The following is a 12,186-nucleotide window of genomic DNA, read 5'->3' as shown; positions in this document are numbered from 1 at the left end:
GGGCGTACCGCGACCGAGGTACCAACGTCCAAATACCGCGCCCGACAACGCACGGGGTATGGACGAACTCCGCGACCCGTCGACGCTGCGCGAGGAGCCCGGTGTCGAGTACACCGAGGCCAGGACGACCGACAGCGCGGACGCCTTCGAGTACTACGCCGAGATCGAGGGACTCGTCGCCGTCGGCGTCACGAACGACGACGGTGCGGTCCTGCTGATGGACAGCCCCCACGGCCGGCGGTTGCCCTACGGGCACGTTCCGGGTGGTGCCGACTGGCTCGACCGCGCCGGGGAGATCGCCACGACCCTGACCGGCGTCGACGCCGCGGCCGCCGAGGTCCTCCGGGTCAGCGCGGTCACCCACGAACTGCGGAGCGACCCCGACCGGACCGCAACCAGCTACGACGCCGTCGTCGGGACCGAACCGGTGGCCGGCGAACCCGTCGCCGACGACCCCACGTTCGGCGAGTGGTCGGATCTGGACCTGGCGTGGTTCGACGAGGTGCCCGACGACGCCTACCACGCCCACGGCGACGCCGTCGACGACATCGAGTACTTCCTGGCGTGACTGTGTCGACTGTGTCTTCGTTCACGTCGGAGAGACCCGTGTCAGCACAGTAGCTAAGCCGCGACCGTCGCCCCTCTCAACTATGACCACGGATCTCTCACCCGGCTGTGACGCGCCGGCCGACGACGCGGGCGCCGAGGACGACGCCGAGACCGCCTCGGACCTGTGCGAGCGGGTCCCCGTCGACGACGACGCGCCCGTCGCGTCGGTATGAGTATGCCCGAGTCGACCGACCTGACGATCCGCCGATACCGCGCCGGCGACGGCGAGCGCGTCCGCGAACTGAACCGCGAGGCGATGGCCGAGACGCCCGAGTGGGTCGTCGACGCACCCGATACGGACCTCGACGACGTGCGCGACCACTACCTCGAGGCCGGCGGCGAGTTCCTCGTGGGCGAGGTCGACCGCAGGGAGACCTCGAACGGTGAGCGGGGAGGGACGATCCGCGAACCGGACTGTGAGATCGTCGCCACCGGCGCCGTCGAACCGCTCGACGGCTGGATGGCCGACCGCTTCGACGCCGCGGCGGGGACCGGCGAACTCTCCCGCGTCCGCGTCGATCCGGCGATGCAGGGCCGTGGGTTCGGTACCCGGATCGTCGAGGAACTCGCCCGCCGGGCGCGTCGCCGGGGCTACCGCGCGCTGGTCTTGAACACCGGCGCGGACAACGAGCAGGCCCGCGGGTTCTACGAGTCACTCGGCTACGCCTGCGTCCGCGAGGAGACCGTCGAGTTCGACGACGTGACCCTCGACCTCGCGCTGTACTGGCGCCGCGTCGAGGGGTGACCGCGGGTCCGGTCATCTCCCGCGAGTCGAACTGTCGACGCTCCCGGAGGGCTTTTCTCCCGACCCGCCCGACCCACGGGCGTGCGCCGGAGTCTCCGGTTCCTGGCGGGCGTCCTCGTCGGCGGCGGCGCGCTCGCCGGCTACCTCGCGTTCGTCGGCGTCGACAGCGTCGCCGCTCGCCTCTCGGCGGTCGCCCCCGGACTGCTCGCGGCGGTCGCGGTCCTCGTCGTCGCCGAGGGCGTCGTCGACGGCCTGGGCTTCTGGGCCTCGGTCCGCCCGCTCGGCGACGGACTCACTGGCAGCCGGAGCGTCCAGTTCGCCGTCGCGGGTGACTTCTTCGACACGCTGAGCCCCGCCGGGCCGGTCAGCTCCGAACCCATCATGGCGACGTTCGTCGGGACCGCGACGGACACGACCTACAGCGAGGCGCTCGCGGTCCGCTCGGTCGCCAAGTACGTCAAGTCCGGCGCCCAGCTGGTCGTCTCGACGGCCGCCGCGCTCGTGGTCGTCCTCGGTGGTCCCGCGCCCCGGTACTTCCTCACGACCCTCGGCGGCGCCGTCGTCGGACTCGCCGTCCTCGGCACCGTCGTCGTCCGGTTCCGCGACCCGATCGGCGACGGCCTCGCGGTCGTCCTCGCGCCGGTGGTCCGGTGGACCTCCTCGCTGTACCGCGAGACCCCCCACGATCGTTCCGTCGTCGAGCGGGCGCTCGACCGGTTCTGGACCCGGATCGTCCGGTTCCGGGACCGACCGGGGCTGCTCGCGCTGATCGTCGTCGGCGGCGTGGCCGAACAGGTGTTGACCGCGGCCGCGCTGTGGGTCGCGCTCGTCGGCGTCGGCGCGGAGGTGGGCGTCCTCGCCCTCGTCCCGCTGGTCGTCGTCGTCCCGCTCCCGCAGGTCGCGAGCGCGGTCCCGATCCCCGGGAGCCTCGGCGCCTACGACGTGCTGCTCGGCGGTGCGATCGGCCTCGTCACCGCCGTCTCGCCCGCCACGGCCGCCGCGGGCGTGCTGGTCGTCCGGACCGCGACGCTGCTGTTCAGCGTCGTCGTCGGCGGCGTCGCCGTCGCCTTCCTCCGCGGGTGGCGACTCCGGTGAAAGGTCCCGTCGAGCGGGGTCGCCGTCGCCCGCGCGAGAATCGAGCGCTGTCCGCGCCGGGCATAAAGAGTTTAGGCGGAGAGTGTCGAATCGAGGGCCATGACCGACTACACCGTCGAGTTCGCTGGGACCGGTGAGACGATCACGGTCTCGGACAAAGAGACGATCCTCAGTCGGTGCATCGAGGAGGGCATCGCCCAGGAGTACTCCTGTCGCGTGGGGATGTGTCTCGCCTGCTCGGCGAAGATCGAATCCGGGGAGGTCACCCAGCCCGCCGCCCGCGGGTTCACCGACGAGGAAGCGGAGCACTACGCGCTGACCTGTATGGCCCGCCCGCAGTCGGATCTGGTCCTCGACCGCGGCAAGTACCCGCCGAGCATCGAGGACGACGCCGCACGGGCCGCGGGCGCCGACCCCGACGCGGTCTCCGCGGACGACTGACCGCCCCTCGAAACGGAGCCCCCAGTCCCATGAACGTCCTCCGCGTCGTCGGCGTCGCCGTCCTCAGCGTCGTCGACGCCCTCGTTCCCGCCGTCGTCGCCGCGCTCACCGTCCTCTTTTTCGCCGTGGACCCGTGGGTCGACGCCGCGAACCCCTGGGTCCTGTCGGCCGGCGCGGGCGTCGCCGTCTTCCTCGGCACGCTCGTGGTCGGGTTCGCGACGACCATGCTCGGCCACGGGCCGTTCCCGGTGACCAGACTCACCAAGCGGCTCTGGCAGTGGTGGCACCGACCCTGGTTCGCCGGTCGCGACCGGCGCGGTCGGTAGCCCGTGGCACTACACCGCACGGCGACGCAACCGCTTTTCCTCCGGGACGTGACGACCCGGACATGAACGACAGCGGTGCTCCCGACGAGTTCACCACGCCACGGCCCGCCGAACCGGGCGACAGCGTAGCCGTGATCGCGCCCTCCAGCGGCGCGGCGACGGTGTTTCCGGACGTGCTCGACCTCGCGCTCGAACGCCTGCGCGACCGCTTCGACCTCGACCCGGTGGTCTACGACACCGCCGAGACCGACCCCGACGAACTCCGCGCGAATCCGGAACTGCGCGCCGCCGACGTACACGAGGCGTTCCGCGACCCCGATATCTCGGCCGTCTTCGCGACCATCGGCGGCGACGACCAGGTCCGCGTGCTGCGACACCTCGACCCCGAGATTCTCCGGGCCAACCCCACTCGCTTCTTCGGGATGAGCGACAACACCTGCCTCGCCAGCTTCCTCTGGACCCAGGGGGTCGTCTCGTTCTACGGCGGACAGTTGCTCAACGACGTGGCGACCGCCGGCCACCTCCCCGAGTACACCGAGCGGTACCTTCGGCGAGCGCTGTTCGAGCCGTCGCTGGGCGAACTCGCTCCCGCCGAGAGATGGACCGACGACACCGTCGAGTGGGCTCGCGAGGACTTCCGTGAGGTCGAGCCCGAGTACGAGCCCAACGACGGCCCGCGCTGGGACGTGCCCGACGAGCGCGAGGGCGAGGTGATCTCGGGGCGGCTCTGGGGCGGCTGTCTCACCGTCCTCCCGTGGCTGCTGGCCGCCGACCGGGCGGTTCCCGCCCCGCAGGCGCTCGACGGGGCCGTTCTGGCGCTGGAGACATCCGAGGAACTCCCCACGGCCGAGGCGGTACGGCGGAAGCTCACCACGCTCGGCGAGCGCGGCCTGCTCGAACGGTTCGCTGCCGTCCTCGTGGGCCGTCCGCAGACGCGTAGCCGCGAGGTCGAGCGGACCGACGAGGAACGAGCCGAATACCGCGCGGACCAGCGAGCGGCCGTCCGCGAGTGGGTTCGAGCGTACAACCCCGGGGTCCCGATCGTCTTCGACCTCGACTTCGGCCACACGAACCCGACGGCACCCGTACCGATGGGCGGTCGGGTCGAGGTCGAGACCGGCGAACGGCGGATCGAGTTCCGGTGAGTCCGCCGAGTCGCACCGGCGACCGGCGTCACTCCTCGTCGATCGGGTCGAAGGCGTTGTCCCGCGTCGGGAACGCGCCGGATTCGACCTCTTCGACGTACCGTTCGACCGCGTCGCGGATCTCGGCATCGAGGTCCGCGTACTGCTTCGAGAGGCTGTACGGTTCGGCGCCGAGCCCGAGTACGTCGTTGATCACCAGCACTTGGCCGTCGACGTAGCGGCCGGAGCCGATGCCGATGGTCGGCACGTCCACGGCTTCGGTGACCTCGCGAGCGACCCCCTCGCTGACCGTTTCGAGGACGATGGAGAACGCGCCCGCTTCCGCCAGCCGCCGAGCGGTCTCGACGATCGCTTCGCCCGACGAGGAGGTGTCGGTGTCGCGGCCCTGGACGTAGGCGCCGCCGATCTCCTGTTTCCGCTGGGGCGTGAACCCGACGTGGCCCTGGACGGGGATCCCGAGTTCGGTGAGCCGGTCGACGATCTCGATCGTCGTCTCGCCGTAGGGCGCCGTCTCCAGCTTGACTGCGTCGGCGCCCGCCTCCTTGAGGAAGCGACCGGCGTTCTCCACTGATTCGGCCGTCGACGTACCGTAGGTGAGGAAGGGCAGGTCGGCGACCACGAACGCCTCCTCGGTGCCCCGGACGACCGCCGCGGCGTTCGACAGCGCCTCGTCGAGTGTGACCGGCAGCGTGTCGTCGTAGCCGAGGTGGTTGTCGCCGGCGCTGTCGCCGACGAGGATCATGTCGACGCCCGCCGCGTCCACCTGCGCGGCGATCGGCGCGTCGTAGGCCGTCAGCATCGTCAGCGGCTCGCCGCCCTCGTACTTCTCGTAGAGGTCCGGAATCGTCGTGCGAGACATCGCGATTGGTCGCTCTTCGACGGCCAACGGTTTATCAGTTGTCGGACTCCGACGGCGACGTTCGGTATCGCGTCCGAGTGGACCGGTCGTGTCGGGCGGTCGTGTTCTGAACTGCATTCGAGCGACGGCGACCGCGGTCGACGGGAGGCGCCGAACGCCCTCGGCACGCTCGCGCGATCTGTGCGACATATCCTCGCTCCGTTCGGATAGGGGCCGCCCAGACCGCCCGACCGCACCTCGCCCGTTCAGTCCACCAGGGATACCACAGCAACCGCACCACGCCACACACCTCCCCAGCCGATTCGCTCGCTCCCTCCGGTCGCTCACTCGTCCCTCGCGCAGTTCCGTCGCGGCCGCTCGTCCGCTCCGGACTCGCGGCCGCGACAGCGCGCGCCACTGCGACCGCTCACTCTATCACCTGCACTGAACGACACGGGTCCGGTTCGGTGTGTCTACCGCCGGCTGGGAACTCCGGCGGCGTTCGACCTATCGGTCGCTCACTCCGCCGCGTCGGCGGCGTCGAGGTTCTCCAGCGTGATCCCGATCCCGGCGGCCGTCCCGAGGATCGCCGCTCCCGCCAGCCCGAAGGCGACCACGAGGGGGTCGGTGTCGGAACCGGCGGTCTCGCCGACGAGCAGCATCGTGAACGTGAACAGGCCGGCGAACGCGCCCGACCACAGCGACGGGCGCTTCCACGAGCCGACGCGCGACTTCAGGTCGAAGTGCGCCCTCCAGAACAGGCCCAGACCGACGGCGTAGACGAATCCGAACCCGACGGCGCCGAGGTGCAGCCCGACGACCGCCCGTAGGACGGCGGCGACACCGAGCCCGAAAGCGATACTCAGCGGCCAGTAGAAGCGGGCGCGCATACTCCGGATGCGCCCACGCCTGCCAAAAAAGTATTGCTGAACAGACCGTTCGGCGGCCGAATCCGCCCGGTCAGTCGCCGTCGGCGCCGACCGGGAGCGTGACGCCGTCGCCGTCGAGTCCGTCGGCCGCAGCTTCGATCTCGACTCGGCCGCCGTCGCGGTCGGCGCGGACGACGGCGATACAGGTGCCGTGGTAGGCCGAGCGAGTTTCGCCGACCCAGGGCTCGTCGCTGTCGAGGTCGCCGTTGTCGACGCCGGCGATCTCGCCCGCGCCGGAGACCGAGACGTCGACCTCGTGGTCGGCGCGGGGGACGCGCACTCCGTCGTCGTCGACGACGGTCGCCTCGGCGTACACGAGGTCGCGGCCGTCGGCGGCCAGCGTCTCGCGGTCGGCCGACAGCTCGACCGCCGCGGGCTCGCCCGCCGTCGCCAGCTCGTGTTCGGCGACGACCTCTCCGTCTTCCTTCGCCACGGCGCGCAGGGTGCCCGACTCGTAGGGGACGTACCACTCGATGGGACGGGGGCCGTAGTCGGCGGCGTGCTGGGTCCCGAGGAACTCGTCGTTCTGGTAGAGTTCGACCGTCTCGGCGTTCGTGTAGGTGTAGACGTTCACGAATCCCTGCGAGTCCTCGCGGTCGGGGAAGTTCCAGTGCTCCGAGAGGGGCGGGCCGCTCCACGCCGGGCGACAGGCCGGGCGCTCGCGGTCGTGGTCGACGGCGGCGGCGAAGACGACGGGCTCGTCGGACCAGGCGGCCTGGTGGAACCGTCCGGAGGGCTTGATCGCACCGGTCGTGTCGATCAGGCCGGTGGGCCATCCCTTGCTCGGCCAGTCGCGGGCCTCGCCGAGGTAGTCGATGCCCGGCCAGAGGAACTGCCCGCAGACGTCCGACCGCTCCGCCACGTCGTACCAGGGGTTGCGCGGGACAAAGGCGAGCGGGTCGTCGCCCGACCCGCGGAAGAAGCGGCGGTTCTCCGAGCCGAGGATGGGCAGGTCGATGCCCGCCTCGCGATAGTCGTCGTACCAGTGTTCCTGGTAGTTGCCGACGAGCACGTCGACGTGCTCGGCGACGCGCTCGATGTTGTCGACGACGCCCTCGGTGCCGTCGCCCCACGGCGGATTCCCGTACGTGACGGGACGGGTGGGGTCCATCTCGCTCGCGGCCTCGGTGAGCATCGCCAGGTCTTCGATCATCTCGTCTTCGCCCTGGTCGAAGTTCTCGTTGCCGACGCTCCAGAGGACGATCGAGGGGTGGTTGCGGTCGCGGTCGATCATCGCCGCGAGGTCCTCGGCCCACCACTCGTCGAACCACTCGTCGGCACCGACGTGGCGCCACTTGTCGTACACCTCGTCGATCACGAGAAAGCCCATCCGGTCGGCGAGGTCGAGCAGTTCTGGCTGGGGTGGGTTGTGCGCGGTGCGGATGGCGTTACAGCCCAGCTCCTGCAAGGTCTCCAGGCGGCGCTCCAGCGCCCGTTCGGTGACCGCCGCGCCGAGACAGCCCGCGTCGTGGTGGAGGTTGACGCCCTTCAGGTCCATCGACTCGCCGTTGAGGAAGAAGCCCTCGTCGGCGGTCCACTCGAAGGTGCGGATCCCGAAGGGGGTGACGTAGTCGTCGACTGCGATGGCGCCATCGCCGCCATCGTTACGCGACTGTGAAGCCGTCGCGCCCCCGCCGTCCTCGCGGTACACGACGCTGCGAGCGAAGTACCGGGCCGGCTCGTCGAGCGTCCAGCGGTCGGGGTCGGCGACGGAGAGGCGCTGCTCGAACTCGTGGGCGGCGCCGCGCTCGACGGTCGCCTCGTCGCCGGCGGTGGCGACGACCTCGCCGTCGGCGTCTACGATGTCGGTCTCCAGCGCGACGGTGACCGCTTCCTCGTCGCCGTTAGTCACCTCGGTCAGCACCTGGACCTCGGCGCGCTGGCGGTTGACGGCGTTAGTCCGCACGTCGGTGCCGAAGGGCGCGACCGAGACGGCGTCGGTCTCGGTGAGGTGGACGTCGCGGTAGATGCCCGAGCCCGTGTACCAGCGGGTGTGGGGGTGTTCGTCGTTGGCGACGCGGACCGCCAGCGTCTCGCCGCCGGTGACGCCGTACTCGCTCAGGTCGTAGTTCACGGTGGAGTAGCCGTACGGGCGGGTGCCGACGTGCTCGCCGTCGACGTACACGTCGAAGTTTCGGTAGACGCCGTCGAATCGGATGGTGGGTTCGCCGTCGATGTCCGCGGGCAGCTCGCGGCGGTACCAGCCGACGCCCTCGGGGGCGAACCCGCCCGCCGCCTCGCTGGGGTTGTCGGGGTCGAAGGGACCTTCGATGCTCCAGTCGTGGGGGACTTCGACGCGCTCCCAGTCGCCGTCGTCGAGCGCGGGGTCGGCGCCGTCGTCGACGTCGCCGCGCGTGAACCGCCAGCCCGTCTCCAGGCGGCGTGTCCGTCGGTGCTCCTCGTCGGGACCGTCGGCCGTTGACATATCCACAGGTCGCCCAGCCCCGGCAACTAGCTTGTGGCATCGGCGGACGGTTCCGGAGTCGATAGAACTGGTTCGGTGCGGCCGTCGCCCCCGTCCCCGCCCTCGCCGTACGCAAAGCTTTAGCCCGGGCTCACCCCTACGCCGGGGTATGGTGACGCTTCTGTCCGGCGGGACGGGCACGCCGAAGCTCCTGTCGGGCGCCGACGCCGTCTTCGAGCCGACGGAGACGACCGTCGTCGGCAACACCGGCGACGACGTGGAACTGGGCGGCCACCTCGTCTGCCCAGACGTCGACACCGTCCTCTACCTCCGTGGCGGCCGCCTCGACCGTGACACCTGGTGGGGCATCGCCGACGACTCGGCGACCACCCACGGGGAACTCGTCGACATCGCCGAATCGGCCGGGCTGGGAACCGAGCCTCGCTATCTCGACGACGAGCGCCAGATTTCGGGCCGCGAGATCGCCCGCTGGCGTCGCTTCTCCGGCGTCGGCGAGTTCATGTTGATCGGCGACGCCGACCGCGCCGTCCACGTGACGCGGACGAGCCTGCTCGACGAGGGCGCGACGTTGACCGAGGCGACCCGGACCCTCGCCGACGCGTTCGACCTGACTCTCGACCTGTTGCCGATGAGCGACGACCCCGTCGCGACCATCGTCCACACGGAGTCGGGACCGATGCACTTCCAGGAGTTCTGGGTCGCTCGCGGCGGCGAGCCCGCGATCGAATCGGTGGAGTTCCGGGGGAGCGACGAGGCGACCGCGACCGACGCCGTGCTCGACGCGCTGGCCGACGCGGTCGTAGTGGGGCCCTCGAACCCGATCACGAGCCTCGGGCCGATGCTCGCGCTCGACGGGATCGCCGACGCGCTCGCCGAGACGCCTGTCGTCGCCGTCTCGCCGTTCGTCGAGGACACCGTCTTCTCCGGTCCCGCCGACGACCTGATGGAAGCGGCGGGCTACGAGGCCAGCACCGCCGGGGTCGCCGAGGCGTACCCCTTCGCCGACGCGTTCGTCCTCGACGACGCAGACGGCACGGATCTGAGTCGGCCGGTCGTCCGCACCGACACCCGGATGGACGACGAGGGCGACGCAGAGCGGGTCGCCCGCGCCGCACGCGAGGCGCTGGAGGCGATATCGTGACCGAAGCGCCCGCCCGGGCGTTCGAACCCCGACTCGCCCTGGCGAGCCTGAGCGGACGCGCCGACGCCGAGTGGGCCGGCGCCGCCAGCGAGTTCGCCGGCGCGGCCTTCCTGGGCGGGATCGCGCTCGACGAACCGACCCGCGAGGCCGCCCGCGAGATGGTCGACCGCGACCGCGAGGAGTTCCTCCCGGCGGACCCGCTTTCGTTCGTCGACGAGCAGCTGGCCGCGCTCGCGGACGCGCCGCTCCGACCGGCGTTCAACGTCCGCGCGAGCGGCCCCGAACCGATCCGCGCTGCCGCCGCGATCTGTGCCGACCGGGACGCGCTCCTCGAGATCAACGCCCACTGCCGCCAGGACGAGATGTGCGCCGCCGGCGCCGGGGAGTCGCTGTTGCGCGAACCCGACCGACTCGCCGACTACGTCGTGGCCGCCGCCGAAACGGGCGTGACGGTGAGCGTCAAGGTCCGAACCGAACTGGCGGGCGTCGACCTGCCCGCCGTCGTCGCGCGGGCGGCCGGCGCGGGCGCCGACGTCGTCCACGTCGACGCGATGGACTCCGAGAGCGTCGTCGCCGACGTGGTCGAGGCCACCGACGCGTTCGTCGTCGCGAACAACGGCGTCCGCGACCGCGAGACGGTCCGCGCGTACCTGACTTACGGCGCCGACGCGGTGAGCGTCGGCCGCCCGAGCGACGACCCGCGCGTCCTCCGCCGGGTCCGCGCCGCCGTCGACGAGTGGTTCGACGAGGGTGCCGGCGGCGAGTCGAGCGGCGACGGATCGCACGGCCGGGCTGGCGTAGTCGGATCGGGAGGGACCGAGCGGTGAGGACGACCGCCCAGAACGCCGAGCTAGCCCTCCTGCTCGAAGTCGCCGGGACGCCCAAGCCGGGCAACGTCGACCGCCGCCGGGAGTACGATGATCTCCAGTTCGAGCACTTCCTCGCCGGCGCGGTGGGGGCGCGGCCGGGGCTGGAGATGGTCGCCGAAGGGGAACCGCTCGGCGAGTCGTTTCGACGAGCGATCGAGGGGATGGCCGAGCAACGCGGCGGCAACACCCAGTTCGGCGCGCTCCTGCTCCAGTTGCCCCTGGTCGCCGCCGCGGGCGCCGAGGACGGACCGCTCTCGCCCGAGACCGCCACGGCCGTAGTCGAGTCGACGACCGTGGCAGACGCCGCCGGGTTCTACCGCGCCTTCGAGGCCGTCGACGTGGCCGTCGACGACCCGCCCGAAGACATGGCGGCACTGGACGTGCGCCGCGGGAGCGACGCCGTCCCCGCCCTGGAGGAGCGCGGGCTGACCCTCGCCGACGTGATGGCGCGGTCGGCCGACCGCGACGGCGTCGCCCGCGAGTGGGTCCGGGGATTCGAGCGCACGTTCGCCGCCGCCGAGTCGATCGAGTCGGGCGACCCCGGACGGCCGGTCGCCGACCGCGCCGCCGACGCGTTCCTCGAACTGCTGGCCGCCGAGGTCGACACCTTCGTCGTCACCCAGCACGACCGCGCCACAGCCGAGCGGGCGACCGAGCGCGCGCAGGCCGCGCTGGACGGGGATGTGGACACGGAAGCCCTCGCGGAGGAGTTCGTCGCCGAGGACGTCAACCCCGGGACGACAGCCGATATCGTCGCCGCCGCGCTGTTCGTCGCGCTCGAACGGGGGTTGGAGGTGTGAGTCGCGAGCGCGACGGCGACGCCGATGGCGGCGGAACCGACGCCGACTGGCCCGTCGAACTCGCGGGCGTCGTCGAGTCGGTCGTCACCACGCTCGGCCCGAACGACCGCTGGAACGTCGCCGCGCTCGGTCTGCACGCCGGCGACCCCGTCACCGCCCGGACCTACGGCCGCACTCGCACCTGGCGCAACTTCAGCGAGCAGGGCGGCGGCGTCGTCCAGTTCACGCGCGACCCCGTCGACTTCGTCGACGCCGCCCTGTCGGTCTACGAGGTCGACGGCCCCGTCCTCGACAGCGCCGACGCCTGGGTCGAGATCGACGCCGAGCGCGTCGGAACCGACCACGAAGGCGACACCGAGATCGTCACCTGGGCACTCCGACCGGTCGACGGCGGCGTGGAGCGACGAGTCGTCCCGACGACGAATCGCGGCTTCTACGCCGTCGTCGAGGCCACCGTCGCGGCCTCGCGGCTGGACGTGCCCGGCTACGAACGGGAGACGCTGCTCGATCGGCTCGCGTACTTCGAGTCGGTCGTCGAGACCGCGGGCGGTGAGCGCGAGCGGACTGCCTTCGAACGGATCGACGACCTGGTCGACGCCGAGTGGTGATCCGGGATGGAGCACGTCTAACTGGTGTGTGACTGGGGGTCCGACCGCGAACGTGATCGGCTCGACACCGCAGACAGCGTGAAAGCCCCGGCCGTCTCGACTCGAGTGGCTCGCTGCGCTCGGTCCAGTGCTTGCGTCACCAGCCGTCGCCGAGACGGTCGCCCTTCCATTCCCGCCCTCACAGACTGGCCGACCAGCCGACGCGGGCGGGAATG

At 71.4% G+C, this 12,186-nt stretch carries 14 protein-coding genes; 11 read left to right on the top strand and 3 right to left on the bottom strand.

The window, feature by feature from the left end:
• The first annotated feature begins 58 nt into the window (after nucleotides 1-58).
• The 7 genes from I7X12_RS15250 (at nucleotide 59) to I7X12_RS15225 (ending at nucleotide 4,361) form a co-directional block, all read left to right on the top strand.
• Nucleotides 59-568, top strand: coding sequence for a hypothetical protein (locus I7X12_RS15250; RefSeq protein ID WP_198060908.1), 510 nt, complete (start codon nucleotides 59-61; stop codon nucleotides 566-568).
• 82 nt (nucleotides 569-650) lie between these two features.
• Entirely contained in the window at nucleotides 651-782 is a 132-nt protein-coding gene (locus I7X12_RS20720; RefSeq protein WP_269750327.1) for a hypothetical protein, read from the top strand.
• A complete protein-coding gene (locus I7X12_RS15245) occupies nucleotides 779-1,354 on the top strand; it encodes a GNAT family N-acetyltransferase (protein WP_198060907.1) in 576 nt (191 codons plus the stop codon). The genes I7X12_RS20720 and I7X12_RS15245 overlap by 4 nt, the downstream gene beginning before the upstream one ends.
• A gap of 81 nt (nucleotides 1,355-1,435) precedes the next feature.
• Entirely contained in the window at nucleotides 1,436-2,449 is a 1,014-nt protein-coding gene (locus I7X12_RS15240; RefSeq protein ID WP_198060906.1) for a lysylphosphatidylglycerol synthase transmembrane domain-containing protein, read from the top strand.
• Nucleotides 2,450-2,548: 99 nt separating this feature from the next.
• Complete coding sequence (locus I7X12_RS15235) at nucleotides 2,549-2,890, top strand: 2Fe-2S iron-sulfur cluster-binding protein (RefSeq protein ID WP_198060905.1); 342 nt, start codon at nucleotides 2,549-2,551, stop codon at nucleotides 2,888-2,890.
• Nucleotides 2,891-2,919: 29 nt separating this feature from the next.
• Nucleotides 2,920-3,216 carry a hypothetical protein gene (locus tag I7X12_RS15230; protein ID WP_198060904.1) on the top strand — a complete coding sequence of 99 codons (297 nt, stop codon included), beginning with the start codon at nucleotides 2,920-2,922 and terminating at the stop codon, nucleotides 3,214-3,216.
• A 62-nt stretch (nucleotides 3,217-3,278) separates the two neighbouring features.
• Entirely contained in the window at nucleotides 3,279-4,361 is a 1,083-nt protein-coding gene (locus tag I7X12_RS15225) for a S66 family peptidase (RefSeq protein WP_198060903.1), read from the top strand.
• 28 nt (nucleotides 4,362-4,389) lie between these two features.
• On the opposite strand, the gene panB is transcribed toward I7X12_RS15225, so the two are convergent.
• The 3 genes from panB to I7X12_RS15210 form a co-directional block, all read right to left on the bottom strand.
• A complete protein-coding gene (gene panB, locus I7X12_RS15220; RefSeq protein WP_198060902.1) occupies nucleotides 4,390-5,220 on the bottom strand; it encodes a 3-methyl-2-oxobutanoate hydroxymethyltransferase in 831 nt (276 codons plus the stop codon).
• Nucleotides 5,221-5,717: 497 nt separating this feature from the next.
• Nucleotides 5,718-6,089, bottom strand: a complete 372-nt coding sequence (locus tag I7X12_RS15215; RefSeq protein WP_198060901.1) for a hypothetical protein — start codon at nucleotides 6,087-6,089, stop codon at nucleotides 5,718-5,720.
• Between the two features lie 70 nt (nucleotides 6,090-6,159).
• The gene (locus I7X12_RS15210) at nucleotides 6,160-8,553 is read right to left on the bottom strand and encodes a glycoside hydrolase family 2 TIM barrel-domain containing protein (protein ID WP_198060900.1); all 2,394 of its coding nucleotides are present in this window, start codon (nucleotides 8,551-8,553) and stop codon (nucleotides 6,160-6,162) included.
• A gap of 148 nt (nucleotides 8,554-8,701) precedes the next feature.
• Between I7X12_RS15210 and cofD the strand changes: the two genes are divergently transcribed.
• Genes cofD through I7X12_RS15190 form a run of 4 tightly spaced genes read left to right on the top strand, consistent with a single transcriptional unit; the run spans nucleotide 8,702 to nucleotide 11,971 of the window.
• Entirely contained in the window at nucleotides 8,702-9,694 is a 993-nt protein-coding gene (gene cofD, locus I7X12_RS15205) for a 2-phospho-L-lactate transferase (protein ID WP_198060899.1), read from the top strand.
• Nucleotides 9,691-10,521 carry a tRNA-dihydrouridine synthase gene (locus I7X12_RS15200; protein ID WP_198060898.1) on the top strand — a complete coding sequence of 277 codons (831 nt, stop codon included), beginning with the start codon at nucleotides 9,691-9,693 and terminating at the stop codon, nucleotides 10,519-10,521. The genes cofD and I7X12_RS15200 overlap by 4 nt, the downstream gene beginning before the upstream one ends.
• Nucleotides 10,518-11,363, top strand: coding sequence for a triphosphoribosyl-dephospho-CoA synthase (locus I7X12_RS15195; RefSeq protein ID WP_198060897.1), 846 nt, complete (start codon nucleotides 10,518-10,520; stop codon nucleotides 11,361-11,363). The genes I7X12_RS15200 and I7X12_RS15195 overlap by 4 nt, the downstream gene beginning before the upstream one ends.
• On the top strand, nucleotides 11,360-11,971 hold the full coding sequence (locus I7X12_RS15190; protein WP_198060896.1) for a DUF447 domain-containing protein: 612 nt from the start codon (nucleotides 11,360-11,362) through the stop codon (nucleotides 11,969-11,971). The genes I7X12_RS15195 and I7X12_RS15190 overlap by 4 nt, the downstream gene beginning before the upstream one ends.
• Nucleotides 11,972-12,186 lie beyond the last annotated feature (215 nt).

This window comes from Halosimplex litoreum (assembly GCF_016065055.1).
Taxonomy (GTDB): domain Archaea; phylum Halobacteriota; class Halobacteria; order Halobacteriales; family Haloarculaceae; genus Halosimplex; species Halosimplex litoreum.
This window is presented reverse-complemented; position numbering and strand designations above follow the sequence as displayed.

Excerpts from the sequence above, each read along its gene's own strand:
- I7X12_RS15250 (WP_198060908.1), top strand. The coding sequence starts at position 59 with ATGGACGAACTCCGCGACCCGTCGACGCTGCGCGAGGAGCCCGGTGTC.
- I7X12_RS20720 (WP_269750327.1), top strand. The coding sequence starts at position 651 with ATGACCACGGATCTCTCACCCGGCTGTGACGCGCCGGCCGACGACGCG.
- I7X12_RS15245 (WP_198060907.1), top strand. The coding sequence starts at position 779 with ATGAGTATGCCCGAGTCGACCGACCTGACGATCCGCCGATACCGCGCC.
- I7X12_RS15235 (WP_198060905.1), top strand. The coding sequence starts at position 2,549 with ATGACCGACTACACCGTCGAGTTCGCTGGGACCGGTGAGACGATCACG.
- I7X12_RS15230 (WP_198060904.1), top strand. The coding sequence starts at position 2,920 with ATGAACGTCCTCCGCGTCGTCGGCGTCGCCGTCCTCAGCGTCGTCGAC.
- I7X12_RS15225 (WP_198060903.1), top strand. The coding sequence starts at position 3,279 with ATGAACGACAGCGGTGCTCCCGACGAGTTCACCACGCCACGGCCCGCC.
- panB (WP_198060902.1), bottom strand. The coding sequence starts at position 5,220 with ATGTCTCGCACGACGATTCCGGACCTCTACGAGAAGTACGAGGGCGGC.
- I7X12_RS15215 (WP_198060901.1), bottom strand. The coding sequence starts at position 6,089 with ATGCGCGCCCGCTTCTACTGGCCGCTGAGTATCGCTTTCGGGCTCGGT.
- I7X12_RS15210 (WP_198060900.1), bottom strand. The coding sequence starts at position 8,553 with ATGTCAACGGCCGACGGTCCCGACGAGGAGCACCGACGGACACGCCGC.
- cofD (WP_198060899.1), top strand. The coding sequence starts at position 8,702 with ATGGTGACGCTTCTGTCCGGCGGGACGGGCACGCCGAAGCTCCTGTCG.